The organism is Epilithonimonas arachidiradicis (genome assembly GCF_003610695.1).
In the GTDB taxonomy this organism is placed as follows: domain Bacteria; phylum Bacteroidota; class Bacteroidia; order Flavobacteriales; family Weeksellaceae; genus Epilithonimonas; species Epilithonimonas arachidiradicis.
In genome coordinates this window covers 500806-519445 of the sequence record NZ_RAQH01000001.1, presented here as the reverse complement: position 1 = coordinate 519445, position 18640 = coordinate 500806, and the positions used below count along the sequence as shown (strand labels likewise).

Below are 18640 nucleotides of genomic sequence, written 5' to 3'. Positions count from 1 at the left end.
TTTTTATATTTTTAAACGCAAGGTTCGCAAGGTTTTTTTAACAACTTATTGTTTTTAAGATACGCAAAGGCGTTTTACTCAACAAAGTTTTAAGCTTCTATTTATTTACAAATGTTGTTTTTATGTTTTAATTGCAGCCCGACTTGAGCGGAAATCCTTTTTGCTTTTTTGCTAAAAAGTAAAAAGATTGGGAGCGGAAGGCGGAAATAGCTGCCATAATTACTCTAACAAAATTAGTGGAAAAGATACCAAACCACACCCAGGTTCAGACGAAAATCATAAATCGGATAATTGGGCACTGTAAACGATTTGTTCTGCATAAAGGTCTGGTTAATATGCTGCCCCTCGACGTAGAAAAACATCCTCTTGACTCTCATATTGATGTAAACATCAGCAATCGGCTGTCCACCAATGGAATATGCGTTTGTTCCTGGTAAAATATACTCATTAAGAATTGGTGAAAATTCTCGAGACGCAAATTTGGAAAAGTAATATAATTTCACACCAGCCTGAATTTCTGCTGCTTTTTTGAACGCCGGCGCCTGATAATATAAATTGACTCTTCCAATAAAATCGGGCATCGGCAAAAGATTATCGTTGGTCAAAGCTTTTTGGAACAATACCCTTCCGTTCAAGTGAAATCTTTTATAGTTGGCTGTCGCTTCTCCACCAATCTGAGAAATGTTGAGCGAGGAAGAACTCTGTTGTGGCTTTGCAGAATTATCAAAATAAGTATAATTATCGATTCTGAAATAATCTACAAAAAGCTGGGTATTGAACCATTTTGCCAACCTTAACGTTCCTCCAATTTGGGTTACGACTTCGTTATTCGGGTTTTGCAGATAATAATTGTAGTTGAGATAATGCGAAGAGTTAACCAAATAGTTAAAGCTTGGATAAGCGGACTGGAAATTAACCCGACCTTCTACCAAATAATCTTTGATAGGTTCAAAAACCAATTCGTTGGTGGTTTTGATATAATCTCCGAATTCTGAACCTTTGGAAATTTCCAAGAAAGATTTGAGTTGAATCTTATCTAACAATTTGATTTGTAAATTCCCAACCGCACCAAATCTCTGTTCTTTGAAATAACCCGGAATATTGAGGACTGGATAAGCATTTTTGTTCCCGAAAGTGATGTATTGATGTCGGAATCCTGCATCCAGCTTAAATTTCTCATTATCCCAAACCAAGCTGAAAGTGTTGCTGAGATTGTTGGAGAACTTTTTATTAGTTAATGGAAATCCTGAAATATCCATTCCGCCAAAAAAATCTATAGCCGAAGCTGTTTCTGAGAAATAATATTTATTACCCTGATGATAAATCGTATGTCTTAACTTGAATGGATATTTAGCCGGATCAAAAGGGGCGAACTCCTGGCTGAAATAGTATCTCCTGTAAGAATATCTTGATTCGACGCCGGATAAATTGGTTTCAATATTTTGCCTGTTATTGAATCTCGAGTCACCGCTTAGAAATACATCCAAATCAGCAATTCCTCCATTTTCCTGGTTGTTGACATTCTGGTGAATGTAATGAGCATAAGCTTCGTATTTGTTATTTTTAGAAATATAATGTCCGCTAAAAATGGTGTTGTTACTCGAAGCCAGACTGTTCCGATAAAGTCCTTGTGACCGTAGACCCATATACTCTATCGCAAAATTGAAATTTTTGCCGACATTCTGAGTATATGTGGTTTGTAATTGACCACCATTTTTCATTGCATTGTTGTAGAAAAATGTAGTCGTTGGCGTTTTTACATCGTAATAATTGATGTCATTTTCGCCTAAAAGATAGAATGATTTGTTTTCTGGGAGAAGACTGAGATTCTGTTCAGAATTCTTTTCATAAACTAAATTTTGAAATCCGGATCCAATATTGGCATACTGAATTTTGCCAAAATTATCCTTCTTGTTATACTGAGTAACGATATATGATCTCTCAATAGCAAAAGTGGTGTCATAGATTTTCTTTTCGGAAAATCTTTTTTTCACCTGATAATCATATATGGTAGGTTTGTATATCTCTAACGAATCTTTTTCCCCAGAGTCTATTTTTAAGGTATCTGAAGGCAATTGGTTAGAATCTGTTTTGTTGACTTGCTGTGCATGAATCAAAACACAAAAAACAAGGAACAGTATTGATAAATATTTCATCAAGGAAATTTGAGTACAAAAGTAGTAATTATCCTCCAATAAAAAACCCCGCAATTTGCGGGGTTGGATTATGTAAAATAATTGAAATTATTTTTTGATCACTTTAGTGTTTTCAACACTTCCGTCAGTATAAATAGCTTGTGCTACATAAGTACCTTTTGCAAGATTAGAAACATTAACTTGTCCGTTAGATTTTTCTCTTTTAACAACCTTACCAGAAAGATCGATAATCGCAATTTCTTTGATATCTTTAGAAGATTTTAAGTTAACAACATCAACAGCTGGATTTGGGAAAGCAGTTAATTTAGTTTTGTTAACATTAACATCAGAAACTGCTAAAGTAAGATCTCCAGAAAGAACACTGAAAGAAGGGAAAGGTAATCCGGTAGCAGTACTTTGAGCTTGGCTAACCCCACCAGTAAAACCTACAGTTGGACTAATGAAAGATAATGAACCAAAATATTTTTCATATGTAGGATCATTTCCTATCTCCGTCCAATTTAATCCTCCATCTGTTGAATAAGAAGATCCCAAATCATATCCTGAACTTACATAAGTGTTTGCTGTTCCTGGCACATATACTATATTATTAGCATAAAAAGGTCCATTTGGTGTAATTGGAGTCCAGTTCGCTCCACTATCAGTTGTTGAATACAAAAGCGATACACCATCTTCGTCAGATGCCAATAAACCATTTGTTGAATCTCTAAATGCAACATCAGCTGTAAATCCTGAAACTGTTACACCACCAAAATCAACAGCTGGAGTTTGAAACGCCTGCCAAGAAGCCCCTCTATTTGGAGAATAAAGAACTCTTCCTAAATCTGTTCCCAACCAGATATTATTACCTTGAACCGTGATTTTGTTTGTATATCCAAATTCAGCTCCATTAAGTGGTGCTGGTGCAGTTCCAGCAGGAATATTTGTCCAAGTCGTGCCTCCATTTGTAGTGGTATACATTTCAAATCTTTGATTTGCTCCAGACTGAAATGGATCACCAGCTGCAAAACCAACATTTTCATCCCAAAAATGAACGACATTAGCAAAAGAAACACCTGTGTTAAAAGAAGCTGTTGTTTGTTTAGTCCAAGAAGTTCCTGCATTGGTTGATTTCCAAATACCATTTTGAGATCCTGATCCAGAGCTAACAATCCAAGCAGTTGTTGCAGAAATTGGATGCATATCACCTATAGTAGCAGCTGCAACAGGCCCCGTTACTAATTTGTTTGTCCATGTGTTTCCGCCATCAGTTGAAAGGCCAATATATCTCCCCGTATCTGTGGCTGAAGAAGAAGCAGTATCACTAAACCATATCGTATTAGCGTCTACCGCTTTAACGTTAGTTGCAAAATGTAGAGCGGGAGCTCCAGTCGTTTTTGTAACCCAAGTTGGAGTTTGAGCTTGTGCTAAGCCGGTGATAGAAATCAAAGCTAAAGAAAATAATATTTTTTTCATAAGTAAAATTTTTAATTTAATTGTAAATATAGAAAATAAAATTGATTTATAAGCAATTTTAATAAACAAAGCTCACTATTAATCAATATATGACAAAAAGCTCATCTAAAAAATGAGCTTTTTTACAAATTATATTAGTTGTATCCTGGATATTGAGTTAGATTTTTATTGGAATTAAGATTACTCAAACTGATAGGTAGCACATACAATTTGTCCCCTGGTTGGACATCACAATTCATCACACAGTTTGTGGATTTAGTAATTGGTAGATTATATCTTTTCAGATCTAAAAATCTCTGACCCTCACCAAAGAACTCTTTACTTCTTTCCGTTAAAATATCATTTAGTAAATTAGCACCACCCGTATAAGTAGAGCCATTCCTACTTGTTACAGAAAATGCATTTAATTCCTGAAGAGCTAAATCGTTTTGTCCTGTTAAATACAATGCCTCAATTCTATTAAGTTGAGCTTCTGCAAATCTTAATATTTTAATATTTCTCGTATAAGATGAGTTTACACCATCTTCATCATTTGTTTTCACTGGATATTTTCTAAGCCAATATCCTTTAGGTGTCTCTGTACTTCCGGAATTTAATGAAAGTAAACCTCTTCTAACATCTACATTTCTGAAGCTATTATAGAATGCTTGTGTAAAGTTTAAACTTCTTCTGCTTCCATCGGATCCCCCACCTTGACTATCATAGTAAACTGGTAAAGCACCATTCGCTCCAAGTCCTGTTACAATATTTGAGTTCTTATTCTGGTCTAGCTCCCAAATAGTTTCCGGTTGCCCCTCAGAAATGGCATCATTTACAGACGTAAAATAAGCAGCATAATTAGCTCTTGGAACGGCTGAATATTGTGTACTTGTAGTTACTTCTGTTGCATATTGTAAAGCTAATTGAGCATCACCAGGAGCTCTTCTTGTTAAATATACCTTGGATAATAGTAATTTTGCAGCTGTTTTACCGAGTGTTGTTCTAGTTCCGTCTTGTGCACCATCAACTCCTGCTTTAAGATCAGAAATAATTTGTTCAAAAACTTCTGCAACACTTGCCCTTTTTGGCAATGCTAAAACATCATAATTCTCTAATACAATTGGGACACCATATTCCTGGTTAACACCAGATTGCGGCGCAGGAGAATAATAATTCACTAATGTAAAATAAGCATATCCTCTCAGTATTTTTGCTTCAGCTTTCATCCTTTCGACATTAGAATTTATAGCAACATTTTTGTCATTAATGACCATATTACACTTCATTATGACATTGTACATTAGAGCATAGAAGCCAAAATCACTTTGATTAGAGTTATAATTTTTATTTCCAGTAAGAGCAAATGTCGTATTGAAGGTAAAAAGCTTATCACCTAATAGGTCTCCAAAAACCATTATTTCCGTACCATATCCATTGACGCTTGACATTTGATAATAACCGCCGTTTAATAACAATTGTAACTGTTCTTCATTTCTTGGCTCTTCAATATTTACTATGCTATTTCCAGTAAGATCCAAATCACTTTCACTACAAGAATTTAAAAAATTAATTGCAAATAATGATGATATTATAAATATATATTTTTTCATTTTCAAAGTTTTAAATTATTAAAATCCTAATTGAATACCCATTGAAACTGTTCTTAAAACAGGTGATGCATACCAATATCTTCCTTTTCCTAACCAAGACCAAGAGTTGGTATTAGATTCTGGATCATAATTAAGATCTTTATCAAAAACATAAGTCAGTAGATTAGTTCCTCTTAGATATATCGTAAAGTTATTTAATCCCACACTTTTTTTGAAGACATCTCCTAAAGAATATGCTATTCTCATTTCTTTTAATCTAATATGATCGCCTTTATTTAAAAATCGAGATGATTCTAGTCGTGAAGTACTCGGATTTGTCAAGATCGCTTTTGGATTGCTCGCATTAAAATTTTCCATGCCTGGTGCATCTGTCCAGCTATCATATAATGCATCAGTTATTTGGTTACGAGTAGGAAATGCGCCATCGTGGATTGTATATGAATGTACACCATTAGAAACATAGAAATCGAATTGTCCAGAAAGTAAGAAACTTAATGAGAGATTTTTATATTTAAATTCGTTAGAAATGCCAACATTGTAAATTGGAAAAGCACTTTTACCCATCCAAGCTCTTTGTGCATCTGTTCTTACATTAGTCACATCTGTTTTAGAACCATCAGTATAAAATAAAGCATCTCCAGCTTTTATTCCTTTCGTAGGGTCGTCTTGCTGTGCAATTCCTGCCCACTGTACCACATAATATTCTCCTAATACGTGTCCTTCAGCAAGAGCTACCAATTCATTTGAGCTATCTGATGTATCACCATTGAAAGTAACAAGTTTTTGTCCCTCTAATCTATCTACCATTGTTTTAGAATATGCTCCATTTGCACTAACATTCCATTGAAAATTACTATTTTTAATTGGTGAACCTTCTATTACTAATTCAAAACCAGAATTATTTAATTTTCCAATGTTTGCATATTGAGCACCTGGTCCTCCTGATTCTGCTGCAGGGTAAAAATCAAAAATCGTTTTATCAGTAATTTTTCGATAGTAATCTAATGTGAATTTCAAGCGATCATTGAAAAATCCAATTTCTCCTCCAATATCCAGATGTTTTGATTCTTCCCAAGATAAGTTAGGATTCCCAGCATTATTGAATCCAGCATAACCAGGATTCCCTCCCCATCCATATGTATAATTATAGAATAGGTTAGTCGCAGAATTATACTGAGGCCCCCATTGATCAGCATAAGGAATATTACCTAAAACACCGTAACTAGCTCTCAAATTAAAAGTAGAAAACAACGCAGGCGCAAATGATTCTTGAGCTACATTCCAAGATCCCCCCAATGACCAGAATGTTCCAAATTTTTCATTGCCTAATGTTGAATTACCATCTCTACGAAGTTGCCCAGTTACCGAATATCTTTTATCATAACTATAGCTCAATTTTCCAAAGTAAGACAACTGCCTCCATTGAAGATCGTCATTAGACACGAACTGCTCATTAGAATATTGAAAATATGGATCGGGATTATTCATTGTGAATGTCTGGGCACTTAAAACATTATAAATATGATCTTGATATTCTATACCTGCGGCAGCACCAATAGTATGTTTGTCAGCAATTACTTTATTATAGCTTAGAGAGTTTACCCAATTATATTCAAAAATAGTTGTTCTGTGATCTCCCAAAAAGCCCTGGTTATCTTCCATTATGGTGTATACAGGATGTCCGGCTTGGATATTTGTCATCTCTTTCATGAACTGAGTCTGCGTGCCAAACGTAGAATTAAATGAAAAATCTTTTGCAAAAGAGTAATCCATGTTTGCAGAAGCTATAAATGTATTAATTCTAGAATCCTGTCTTGCCTCATTTAATATTGAAACCGGATTGAATCCTGACCTTGCTCCTACATCATCACTTAATTCTTGGTTATAGCTACCATCATCATTATAGATAGGTCTTAAAGGAGACAACATTATTGATTGGGTAACTGGATTTGCTGTTGCTCTACCACCAAAATAAGTGCTTCTTTTGATATTAGAGTAATTTACATTCATCCCAAATTTTAATTTCTCTGAAGCTTTGTGATTCACAGCAGCATTTAAACTTATTCTATCAAAACCAGCTGTTAAGACCAAAGGCTTGTTTTGATAGTATGATCCACCAATTCTAAAAGAAGTATTTGAATCCCCACCTGAAACACCAAAATTATATGTATTAACAACTGAATTATTTCTGTTTACAGCTTTTGTCCAATTTGTATTTGTATTTTTTAGCTCACCATTATTATAATAGGTCGGCTCATAAACACTTAAGAAGTATCTTCTAGCGTCATCCATATTTTGGATAAGATCAGCCGATGTTTTTATCCCTCTACTATTCCACATCAATATTGATCCATACTTGATGTACTCCTCATCATTCATTACTTTGAGTTTATCAAATGCTCTATCTTGAATTCCAGTTTCAGTGGAAAACTCAAATCTGGTTTTTTGATTAAACTTACCTTTCTTAGTTTTAACAATAATGACACCATTTGCTCCCCTGGAACCATATAAGGCTGTTGCAGAAGCGTCCTTTAAAACATCTACTGATTCAATTGCATTTGGATCAATTGCAGCTAATGGATTCCATGACTCCATTACTTGAGCATTGTCAGCTCCTTTCCCAATAACGACACCATCAATTACATATAAAGGATTGGGAGTTCCTATCAAAGAGCTCACACCTCTGATAATAACTAAATTAGATGATCCAGGGTCGCCACTGGCAGAAGAGAAATTAAGACCAGCTACTCTACCATTTAACACCTCATCGATAGAAGAAAAAGGTGTAGACTCAAAATTAGCTTTAGAAACTGTATTGTAGGAACCTACTTTTTGAGCAGGATCTAATTTGATGTTTCCGATTACTACAACTTCTTCAATATCTTTTGTAGAAGCAGTATCTTTCTTTGCTTTCTGTGCCATTAATGCCTGTCCCGTAAAGAACAACACGCCAACGGATAACAATCGTAATTTTACATTCATATTAACACTATTTAATTATAATCTGCAAATATGTTAAAAAAAATTAACACAGACAATGTCTAAAAAAAGATCTTGTAATCAAATTATATTTTCATTAAAAAATATCCATCCAAAAAACAATAAAATTTACAAATTAATCAAAATATAAACATAAAAATAAAAATTAAACAAACTACAATCATGTTAATTATTGAATTAAATAGAATTTTAAAATATTTATTTAGAATAATTCTAAATAAATATTTTAATATAAAAAAACCTGCTTCTCAGCAGGTTTTAATATTATTTCAACTTTTTCTTAACAGCTACTTCTTCGTAGACTTCAAGAATATCGCCGACTTCTATATCATTATAGCCTTTGATATTAAGACCACATTCATAACCTTTGGTTACTTCTTTAACATCATCTTTAAAGCGTTTCAAACTTTCCAGCTCTCCATCGAATTTCACAATGCCATCTCTTAAAAGTCTAATCTTAGAATTTCTGGTTACTTTTCCTGTAAGAACCATACATCCTGCAATCGATCCGACTTTAGAAATCTTGAACACTTCTCTGATCTCAACATTACCAATAACTTGTTCTTGTATCTCCGGAGAAAGTAATCCTTCCATCGCTTCTTTCACTTCATCAATTGCTTTATAGATAATAGAGTAAGTTCTGATTTCAACTTCTTCTTTATCAGCAATATCTTTTGCATTTACACTCGCTCTTACATTAAATCCGATAACAATCGCATCAGATGCTGCAGCTAGTAGGATATCACTTTCCGTAATCTGTCCTACTCCTTTGTGAAGAATGTTAACTTGTATTTCCTCAGTTGACAATCTTTGTAACTGATCAGACAATGCCTCTACGGATCCATCCACGTCACCTTTAAGAATAATATTCAGTTCTTTGAAATCTCCTAAAGCGATACGACGGCCAATCTCATCCAACGTAAGATGCTTCTTAGTTCTGATAGATTGTTCACGTTGAAGTTGTTCTCTCTTATTAGCAATAGATTTCGCTTCTCTTTCGTCAGCAAAAACCCTGAATTTATCACCCGCAGTTGGCGCTCCGTCCAAACCAAGAATGGTAACAGGAATTGACGGCCCTGCCTTTTCCATTGGTTTACCTCTTTCATCCAACATAGCTTTCACTTTACCGTGATTTTTCCCAGCCAGTACATAATCACCAACTGTTAAAGTTCCATTTTGAACTAACATTGTAGCAACATATCCACGACCTTTATCCAAAGCTGCTTCAATGACTACTCCACTTGCTTGTTTATTTGGATTAGATTTCAATTCCAAAAGTTCAGCTTGTAAAAGAACCTTTTCTAATAACAACTCAACATTGTTACCAAATTTAGCTGAAATTTCTTGTGCCTGAACATTTCCACCCCATTCTTCAACCAATACATTCATAGCAGAAAGCTGCTCTCTGATTTTATCAGGATTAGCATTGGGCTTATCCACTTTGTTGATGGCGATAATCATCGGAACACCAGCAGCTTGTGCGTGTGCAATAGCTTCTTTGGTTTGTGGCATTACATCATCATCGGCAGCCACTACAATAATCGCAATATCGGTAACTTGCGCACCTCTCGCTCTCATCGCTGTAAAGGCTTCGTGACCTGGTGTATCTAGGAATGTAATTCTCTGTCCGTTTTCCAGTTTCACGTTATATGCACCAATATGCTGCGTAATACCTCCGGATTCACCGGCGATAACATTTGTTTTTCTAACATAATCCAGCAATGATGTTTTACCGTGGTCAACGTGTCCCATCACCGTTACGATAGGTGCTCTTGGTAACAAATCTTCTTCTGCATCCGGCTCTTCTTCGGCTGCAGCTTCTTCGATATCAGCATCCGAGAATTCGATTTTATAACCAAATTCATCAGCTACTAAGGTTAAAGTATCAGCCTCAAGACGCTGGTTCATTGTTACCATCACGCCTAAGGAGAAACAAGCAGAAATAACTTCTGTTGCACTGACGTTCATTAATGAAGCCAATTCACTTACCGTAATGAATTCTGTAACTTTTAAAGTTCTGTCCTGTGCGTCAATCTCTTGCTGAAGTTCGTCTTGCTCTCTTCTCCAGGTTCTCTTTTCTTTTCTATGTTTAGATCCTTTAGACTTACCGCCTTTGTTAGTCAGTTTTTCTAGAGTTTCTTTAATTTGATTTTTAACTTGCTCATCGGTAAGCTCAACAGGCATCACACGAGCTTGTCCTCTGTTGTTACCGCCGCGGTTGTTATTATTTCCACGGTTGTTATTATTTCCGCCACGGTTTCCGCCTTGATTATTACCACCTTGGCCTTGTGGTCGGTTTTGACCGCCTTGACCTGGTCTGTTTCCTCCACCTTGTTGATTGTTTCCTTGACCTGCGTTATTCTGTCCCGGAACATCCTTAGTAATTCTTTTTCGCTTCTTCTTTGCAGCATTGTTAGAATTACCAGAAGGTTTTGGTTTATTAAACTGAGAAAGGTCGACAGTCTGTTTTAAAATTTTCGGGCCGTCTAATTTTTGATAAACCGTTTCAATTTTTTGAGGTTCGTCCGACTCAGGGGTAGAAGGCGGTTCTGGTTCAGCTGCTTTTTCAGCTTTCACTTCAGGTTTAGCTTCTTCCTTAGCAAATGGAGCTGGCGTTTCCTTCACCTCTTCTTTTTCCTTAGAAGCTTTTGGTTTGTTGCTTTCCAGTTTTGATAAATCGATTTTATCCAAAACTTTGAACTCTTGTTTCTCTTCCTTCTTAACAACTTCCGGCTTTTCCTCTTGTACTTTTTCCTGCACCGGTTCTGCTGGAGCTGTCTCTTCAGTCGGTTTTGCAGAATTAAGATCTATTTTTCCTAGAACCTTGGTCTCAGGTCTTAGATTTGCTTTGGCTCTTATTACCTCAGGAGCTTTTTCTTCAATTGCTAATTTTTCATCAGGAACTTTAGAAATCACAACCTCATGAGAAGCTTTTCTTTGTTCTCCATCTTTTCGGAACTCAGCTTCCAATGCAGAAAATGCCTGGTCTTCTAATAGAGCGTTAGGATTACTGTCCACAGCTATGCCTTTGCTCTGGAGATATTCCACAGCTCTGGGTATAGATATGTTCAGTTCTTTAACGGCTTTATTTAATCTTATTTTTGGCATAAATATTAATTTGCTTTGGCTTTTAGCGTTTTAAGCTTTCAAGCTTCTATTTTTCTTTTTATTAAGTTATTTGATTCTCAGAATTAATTCTGAAATAAATTTCAATCTTATTCTAATTCTTCTCTTAGAATATTTTTCACTTCTTCAATTGTTTCCTCTTCCAGGTCAACAATATTCAGCAACGCTTCTGTATCTTTATCAAGAACACTTCTTGCCGTATTCAATCCGACTTTTTTGAACTCATCGATAATCCAAGATTCGATCTCGTCATTGAATTCTACCAATTCAACATCATCATCTTCCGAAGTTTCTCTGTAAACATCGATCTCATATCCTGACAACCATGATGCCAATTTGATATTCTGACCTTGTTTTCCAATCACTTTAGAGATCTCGTCAACCGGTGTGTAAACCAAAGCATAATTAGTTTCCGGATTAACCTCAATCTTATTAATTGTAATGTTTCCTAAAGCTCTTTTCACAAGAATCTCAGGATTCTTAGACCATTGGATCACATCGATATTCTCGTTTCTTAATTCTCTTACGACTCCGTGGATTCTTGAACCTTTCACACCGACACAAGCGCCAACCGGATCGATTCTGTCATCGTAAGCATCTACAGCAATTTTCGCTTTTTCACCCGGGATTCTAACTACTTTTTTCAAGATAATTGTTCCATCCTGGATTTCCGGAATCTCAAGCTCTAATAATTCTTCAAGGAATTTAGGCGCTGTTCTGGAAACCATAATCTGAGGTTTTGATCCTCTGAAGTCAACACTTTCTACAATTGCTCTTACATTATCACCTTTTTTGAAAAAGTCAGAAGGGATTTGGTTTTCTTTTGGAAGGATGAATTCATTGCCTTCATCATCCAGCAAAATAACATGTTTGTGACGGATGTGGTGAACTTCTCCAACGACCAATTCTCCGATCTTATCACGGAACTGATCGTACAATGCTGCATTAAAATGCTCCTGGATTTTTGTAGCCAAGATCTGCTTAAGTGTTAAGATATTTCTTCTTCCTAATTTGGATACAGGAATCTCTTGCGTATATTCTTCACCTACTTCAAAAGTCGGGTCAATTTTTCTAACTTCAGAAATCTCGATTTCCAGGTCATCATCCTCAGACATCTCATCCTCAACAATGACTTTGTTCAAAAAGATCTGAAAATCTCCTTTATCAGGATTCACAATCACATCAAAATGGTCATCAGAATCATATCTTTTTCTAAGAAGAGTCTTAAGAGAATCTTCGATAATAGCCATTAAATCTATTTTGCTGATATTTTTTATCTCTTTAAAATCACCAAAGGCTTCTATTAAAGCTAAATTATCCATATTTTTATATCAATGATAATGAGCAATTCTTCAATCACTCTATTTGTTAAAATTTTATTACTACTAATGCTTTTTTGATTTCGGAATAAGGAATTTCTTTATCTTCAACCACATCTTCTTTTCCTTTCCCGATTAATTTTGGGCGTCTGTATTCTAACCGGATTACAATTTTCTCATCATCCACATTCACCAACTCTCCTTCAACTTTGGAATCATCGCTTAACAATATATCAATTGATCTTCCAATATTTTTCCTGAATTGTCTTGGAAATTCCAATGGCTCACTCAATCCCGCAGACATCACCTGAAGGCTAAAGTCGTGAATCTCACGATCCATATTGAATTCAATCGCCCTGCTTGCATCTAAACAATCCTGAAGCGTAACACCATTGTCACCATCCAAAATCACTGTGATATCCGAAGAAGCAGAAATTTTAAGATCTACTAAAAAAAGATCTGGTCTTGTTAAAAGAAACTCGTTAAGCAAACGATGTATTTCCGATTTAAAATCCATAATTATCACCTCCTAATTATATCTACGAAAAAAGGCATTCTTGCGAAAGCCTTCCCATTTTTCCCGTAAATCTTTTGCAAATATAATTATTTTTTCTTTAATATACAAGAAACCAATTATTTCAATTATATATACTGCAAGTAATTTTTTCTTATTTTTGCCTGAATTTTAAAAATTATTCTTTGTGAATATTACAATTGTTGGAACCGGATATGTTGGACTGTCTAATGCTGTTTTGTTAGCGCAACATCATAATGTAATTGCCCTGGACATTATTCCGGAAAAAGTTGAAATGCTCAACAATAAGCAATCTCCAATTGATGACCCTGAAATTACAGAATTCCTAAAAACAAAAAGTCTCAATCTAAAAGCAAGCCTTGATAAAGAAGAGGCTTATAAAAATGCGGATTTTATTATAGTTGCCACACCAACAGATTATGACCCTTCAACCAATTACTTCAATACGAATAGTGTTGAAAATGTGATAAAGGAAGTTAAAATAAACAATCCAAAAGCAGTTGTTATTGTAAAATCAACTGTTCCTGTTGGGTTCACCGAAAACCTGAAAAAAGATTTAGACTTTAACAACATTATATTTTCTCCAGAGTTTTTGAGGGAAGGAAAAGCACTTTATGATAATCTTTATCCCTCGAGAATTATTATTGGAGAACAAAGTGAGCGGGCAACAGTTTTTGCAAATCTTTTGAAAGAAGGCGCTATAAAAAAAGATATACCCACTCTTTTTACCAATGCAACAGAGGCAGAAGCTATCAAATTATTTTCAAATACCTATTTGGCAATGCGTGTAGCTTACTTCAATGAATTGGATAGTTATTCCCAAATACACGGATTGGACAGCCGTCAAATTATAGAAGGCGTAGGACTAGATCCAAGAATAGGTTCTCATTATAACAATCCATCTTTTGGATATGGTGGCTATTGTCTCCCAAAAGACACCAAACAATTGCTGGCCAATTATAATTCGGTTCCCAATAATCTTATTCAAGCTATTGTGGATGCTAATCGCACAAGAAAAGATTTTATTGCGGATTCTATTTTGGAGAAAAAACCGAAGAAAGTTGGTGTTTATCGATTAATAATGAAATCCGGATCAGACAATTTCCGGGCATCAGCAATACAAGGCATTATGAAAAGGATTAAAGCAAAAGGCGTGGAAGTAGTTGTTTATGAACCTGTTCTGAAAGAAGATTCTTTTTTTGGATCGAAGGTATCTCGGGATTTGGAAGCTTTTAAACAAGAATGTGACATTATCATATCCAACCGAAATACTCCAGAATTGGAGGATGTAAAAGAAAAAGTATATACCAGAGATTTATTCGGAAACGATTAAATTTAAAATTATTTTATAAAACATTTATGAAAAACATTATAATCACCGGAGGTGCCGGTTTCATAGGTTCTCACGTAGTTAGAGAATTTGTGAAGAACAATCCAGATTCAAAAATCATCAATCTTGATGCTTTAACCTATGCTGGGAATCTTGAAAACCTGAAAGATATCGAAAACGAACCTAATTATGTTTTCGAAAAAGCAGATATTACAAAGCCAGAAGAGCTTAGAAAAGTTTTCGAAAAATATAATCCCGATGCAGTGGTACATTTAGCTGCTGAAAGTCATGTAGACAGAAGTATCACTAATCCCAACGCATTTATTAATACGAATGTCAACGGAACGGCCAATCTTCTCAATCTTTGTATTGAATTCTGGACTTTGAATCCAGATCACACGCACGGAAGATTCCCGAATGAACCGAGAAAAAACTTATTCTATCACGTTTCTACAGACGAAGTTTATGGAAGTCTTGGCGAAACTGGTTTCTTTTTGGAAACAACGCCTTATGATCCACAGTCACCATATTCAGCTTCAAAAGCAGCTTCTGACCATTTGGTAAGAGCTTATGGAAACACTTACGGAATGCCTTTTATTTTGTCTAATTGTTCTAACAATTACGGACCAAACCATTTCCCTGAGAAACTGATTCCGCTTTGTATTTCTAATATTCTGAACGAAAAACCATTACCAATCTATGGTGACGGAAAATACACAAGAGATTGGTTATTCGTAATTGATCACGCCAAAGCAATTCATCAGATTTTCAACGAGTCTAAAACCGGAGAAACTTACAACATCGGAGGTTTCAACGAGTGGCAGAATATTGATTTGGTGAAGGAATTAATAAAACAATTGGATGCAAAACTAGGTAAACCAGAAGGTTATTCAGAAAAACTGATTACTTACGTTAAAGACAGACCTGGACATGATAAGAGATATGCTATTGATGCTTCAAAATTAAATAAAGATCTAGGTTGGAAGCCATCTGTAACCTTTGAAGAAGGTCTTGGAAAAACAATCGACTGGTATCTGGAAAATAAAGAATGGCTGGAAAATGTAACTTCCGGTGATTATCAAAAATATTACGAAGGTCAGTATTCATAAAAACACAAACTAATACCAAATGAAAGGAATTATTCTTGCCGGAGGCTCCGGAACCAGACTTTATCCATTAACGATTGCTGTGAGCAAGCAACTGATGCCTGTTTATGACAAACCGATGATCTACTATCCGTTGTCGACATTATTGTTAGCCGGAATTAAGGATATTTTAATCATAACGACTCCGCACGATCAGGAGGGATTTATTAAACTTTTGGGAGATGGTTCTCAAATTGGTTGTAATATCCAATATAAAATACAACCAAGTCCGGATGGTTTGGCGCAAGCTTTTATTCTTGGTGATAAGTTCATAGGAAATGATGCGGCAGCTTTGGTTTTGGGTGATAATATTTTCTATGGTTCCGAAATGGGAACTTTATTAAAAAACAAAACCAATCCGGATGGCGGTGTTGTTTTTGCCTACCATGTTTCTGACCCCGAAAGATACGGTGTTGTAGAATTTGATGATGATTTCAAAGCACTTTCTATTGAAGAAAAACCTCTGAAGCCAAAATCAAATTATGCTGTTCCTGGATTATATTTTTATGATAATGATGTTGTAGAAATTGCAAAAAATATAAAACCCTCTCCAAGAGGTGAGTTGGAAATTACCGATGTGAACAATGTTTACTTAAGTAAAGGCAAGCTTGAAGTTGGTGTTTTGGACAGAGGTACTGCTTGGCTAGACACAGGAACTTTCGATTCTCTTCAGGACGCTTCAGAATTTGTAAGTGTTATCGAAAAAAGACAAGGTTTCAAAATCGGGTGTATAGAAGAAATTGCCTTCAGAAACAAATTCATTAATGAAGAAAAACTTCTGGAAACAGCAACAAAATATGGTAAAAGCGGCTATGGTGAATATCTGAAAAACCTTATAAAATAATTAAACACAAGCACAAATGAGTGATTCTCATAATCAGCAGTGGACAGAAACAATTGAGTCTAATCATTCTCTTTTTGATCTTAATCTTAAGGAAGTTTGGCGTTACAAAGACCTGGCTTATATGTTTGTAAAGCGTGATTTTGTTTCCAGCTTTAAGCAAACAATTTTAGGCCCTGTTTGGTTTTTTATCAATCCAATTTTTACAACCGTTGTTTATCTGGTTGTTTTTGGAAATATTGCAAAACTATCTACGGATGGTGCTCCAAAAATCCTTTTTTATCTTGCCGGAATTACATTATGGAATTATTTTTCATCTTGTCTTACTTCAACATCCAATGTTTTCACAACTAATGCAGGAATATTTGGCAAAGTTTATTTCCCTAGATTGATTATGCCTATATCCATTGTACTTTCCAATTTGATGAGATTCGGCGTACAGATGGGACTTTTTCTGGTTGTATTTTTTTATTATCTATTCAAAGGAGAAGTACAGCCTAACTGGTGGATTCTTGCCACTCCTTTTTTAATTATATTAATGGCGGTTTTTGCTTTGGGAATGGGAATGATATTTTCTTCATTAACAACCAAATATCGTGATTTACAAATGCTGCTAACCTTTGGTATCAGCTTGTATATGTATGCCACTCCAGTTATATATCCGGCTTCCAGCTTAAGGGGAATTTTCAAAACTATCGCATTTTATAATCCGCTGACAGGTATTTTCGAATGTTTCAAATATGCCTGGTTAGGTGTTGGAGATTTTAATGCTACAATGTTGATGATAAGCACTATTCTTATTTTCTTAATACTCGCAATAGGTACTGTTATTTTCAATAAGGTTGAAAAAGGCTTTATGGATACTGTTTAATTTTAAAATTAAAAAATGGCATTAGCATTAAAAGCTGAAAATATATCAAAACAATACCGTCTGGGGCAAGTTGGAACAGGTTCGCTCTCCCATGATCTTAATCGTTTTTGGCACCAAATCCGGGGTAAAGAAGATCCTTATTTAAAAATTGGAGAATCAAACGACAGAACTCAGAAAGGAGAAAGTGATTATGTTTGGTCTCTGCGCGACATTAATTTTGAAATAGAGCAAGGTGATGCGGTAGGCATTATTGGACGAAATGGCGCAGGAAAATCAACTTTATTAAAATTATTAAGTAAAGTTACAAAACCAACGACCGGAAGAATATTAACCAGTGGTAGAATCGCATCATTATTAGAGGTCGGAACGGGTTTCCATCCGGAAATGACGGGCAGAGAAAATGTTTTCCTTAATGGCGCAATCTTAGGAATGACCCGAAAAGAAATCGTAAGAAAATTTGATGAAATTGTTGATTTCTCCGGAGTAGAAAGATATATAGACACTCCTGTAAAACGCTATTCGTCAGGGATGTACGTCCGATTAGCTTTTGCAGTTGCTGCTCATCTTGAATCGGAAATATTGATTGTTGATGAGGTCCTGGCGGTTGGTGATGCCGAGTTCCAAAAAAAATGCCTCGGAAAGATGGGTGATGTGAGTAAAGGAGAAGGAAGAACAGTTCTGTTTGTAAGTCATAATATGACAGCTGTTAAAGAATTATGCAATAATGGTATTTTATTAAATCAGGGACAATTATTATATACAGGAAGTGTGTCTAATACAGTTGCAGAATATCAGAAAAACAACGAAAAAAGAAGCTCTTATATTGACAATGGTAACCCAGAGGAAGCCATTGGTAATGAAAATATTAAAATCCTAGAATTCACAGTTGTACCAGCAAGTGGAAAATTTTTAGATATAGAATCTGGCGCTCGTGTCAAACTTCGTTTTTTTAATTATAAAGAAAACATCAATCTTGATGCAACATTTGAATTAAGAACCTATGAAGAAAATGTGGTGTTCCATACAGGCGCATTGATTTCTACTAATAATGATTCGAAAAGAAAAGAATATACTGTAGAGTTCGAATTACCTCAGAATCTTTTAAACGCAGGAAATTATTATTTCAAACTTATTTTTGGGGAAAACCAAAGAACTGCTTTATTTATAGCGAATGAGATTGTCGGTTTCGAGGTAGAAAATATAAAAATCGGTAAAAATATGAAAGTTTTACCCGGTGTTATAAGACCCAATTTTGATTATAAAATATCTTGAA

The 18640-nt window shown here is 35.2% G+C and carries 12 protein-coding genes; 5 read left to right on the top strand and 7 right to left on the bottom strand.

Annotated elements, in window-relative coordinates; translation table 11 throughout:
* Positions 1–233: 233 nt before the first annotated feature.
* The 7 genes from BXY58_RS02465 to rimP all read right to left on the bottom strand — a co-directional run bounded on the left by BXY58_RS02465 (position 234) and on the right by rimP (position 13162).
* Positions 234–2156 carry a putative porin gene (locus tag BXY58_RS02465; RefSeq protein WP_120212214.1) on the bottom strand — a complete coding sequence of 641 codons (1923 nt, stop codon included), beginning with the start codon at positions 2154–2156 and terminating at the stop codon, positions 234–236.
* A gap of 87 nt (positions 2157–2243) precedes the next feature.
* Positions 2244–3680 (bottom strand): T9SS type A sorting domain-containing protein, encoded by a 1437-nt coding sequence (locus BXY58_RS02460; RefSeq protein WP_147366787.1) that lies wholly within the window; start codon positions 3678–3680, stop codon positions 2244–2246.
* 65 nt (positions 3681–3745) lie between these two features.
* The gene (locus tag BXY58_RS02455; protein WP_120212212.1) at positions 3746–5200 is read right to left on the bottom strand and encodes a RagB/SusD family nutrient uptake outer membrane protein; all 1455 of its coding nucleotides are present in this window, start codon (positions 5198–5200) and stop codon (positions 3746–3748) included.
* An 18-nt stretch (positions 5201–5218) separates the two neighbouring features.
* Entirely contained in the window at positions 5219–8182 is a 2964-nt protein-coding gene (locus BXY58_RS02450) for a SusC/RagA family TonB-linked outer membrane protein (RefSeq protein WP_120212211.1), read from the bottom strand.
* A 282-nt stretch (positions 8183–8464) separates the two neighbouring features.
* Positions 8465–11308 (bottom strand): translation initiation factor IF-2, encoded by a 2844-nt coding sequence (gene infB, locus BXY58_RS02445; RefSeq protein WP_120212210.1) that lies wholly within the window; start codon positions 11306–11308, stop codon positions 8465–8467.
* A 107-nt stretch (positions 11309–11415) separates the two neighbouring features.
* A complete protein-coding gene (nusA, locus tag BXY58_RS02440) occupies positions 11416–12648 on the bottom strand; it encodes a transcription termination factor NusA (RefSeq protein WP_120212209.1) in 1233 nt (410 codons plus the stop codon).
* A 46-nt stretch (positions 12649–12694) separates the two neighbouring features.
* Positions 12695–13162, bottom strand: a complete 468-nt coding sequence (gene rimP / locus BXY58_RS02435) for a ribosome assembly cofactor RimP (RefSeq protein WP_120212208.1) — start codon at positions 13160–13162, stop codon at positions 12695–12697.
* Between the two features lie 184 nt (positions 13163–13346).
* Here rimP and BXY58_RS02430 point away from each other — a divergent pair, with 184 nt between their 5' ends.
* Genes BXY58_RS02430 through BXY58_RS02410 form a run of 5 tightly spaced genes read left to right on the top strand, consistent with a single transcriptional unit; the run spans position 13347 to position 18639 of the window.
* Positions 13347–14513 carry a nucleotide sugar dehydrogenase gene (locus tag BXY58_RS02430; protein WP_120212207.1) on the top strand — a complete coding sequence of 389 codons (1167 nt, stop codon included), beginning with the start codon at positions 13347–13349 and terminating at the stop codon, positions 14511–14513.
* 26 nt (positions 14514–14539) lie between these two features.
* Positions 14540–15619, top strand: a complete 1080-nt coding sequence (gene rfbB, locus BXY58_RS02425; protein ID WP_120212206.1) for a dTDP-glucose 4,6-dehydratase — start codon at positions 14540–14542, stop codon at positions 15617–15619.
* Between the two features lie 19 nt (positions 15620–15638).
* The gene (gene rfbA, locus BXY58_RS02420; protein WP_120212205.1) at positions 15639–16499 is read left to right on the top strand and encodes a glucose-1-phosphate thymidylyltransferase RfbA; all 861 of its coding nucleotides are present in this window, start codon (positions 15639–15641) and stop codon (positions 16497–16499) included.
* A gap of 16 nt (positions 16500–16515) precedes the next feature.
* On the top strand, positions 16516–17367 hold the full coding sequence (locus BXY58_RS02415; RefSeq protein ID WP_120212204.1) for an ABC transporter permease: 852 nt from the start codon (positions 16516–16518) through the stop codon (positions 17365–17367).
* 15 nt (positions 17368–17382) lie between these two features.
* The gene (locus BXY58_RS02410; RefSeq protein ID WP_120212203.1) at positions 17383–18639 is read left to right on the top strand and encodes an ABC transporter ATP-binding protein; all 1257 of its coding nucleotides are present in this window, start codon (positions 17383–17385) and stop codon (positions 18637–18639) included.
* Position 18640: the final 1 nt, after the last annotated feature.

Excerpts from the sequence above, each read along its gene's own strand:
- infB (WP_120212210.1), bottom strand. The coding sequence starts at position 11,308 with ATGCCAAAAATAAGATTAAATAAAGCCGTTAAAGAACTGAACATATCT.
- nusA (WP_120212209.1), bottom strand. The coding sequence starts at position 12,648 with ATGGATAATTTAGCTTTAATAGAAGCCTTTGGTGATTTTAAAGAGATA.
- rfbA (WP_120212205.1), top strand. The coding sequence starts at position 15,639 with ATGAAAGGAATTATTCTTGCCGGAGGCTCCGGAACCAGACTTTATCCA.
- BXY58_RS02415 (WP_120212204.1), top strand. The coding sequence starts at position 16,516 with ATGAGTGATTCTCATAATCAGCAGTGGACAGAAACAATTGAGTCTAAT.
- rfbB (WP_120212206.1), top strand. The coding sequence starts at position 14,540 with ATGAAAAACATTATAATCACCGGAGGTGCCGGTTTCATAGGTTCTCAC.
- BXY58_RS02465 (WP_120212214.1), bottom strand. The coding sequence starts at position 2,156 with ATGAAATATTTATCAATACTGTTCCTTGTTTTTTGTGTTTTGATTCAT.
- rimP (WP_120212208.1), bottom strand. The coding sequence starts at position 13,162 with ATGGATTTTAAATCGGAAATACATCGTTTGCTTAACGAGTTTCTTTTA.
- BXY58_RS02410 (WP_120212203.1), top strand. The coding sequence starts at position 17,383 with ATGGCATTAGCATTAAAAGCTGAAAATATATCAAAACAATACCGTCTG.
- BXY58_RS02455 (WP_120212212.1), bottom strand. The coding sequence starts at position 5,200 with ATGAAAAAATATATATTTATAATATCATCATTATTTGCAATTAATTTT.
- BXY58_RS02450 (WP_120212211.1), bottom strand. The coding sequence starts at position 8,182 with ATGAATGTAAAATTACGATTGTTATCCGTTGGCGTGTTGTTCTTTACG.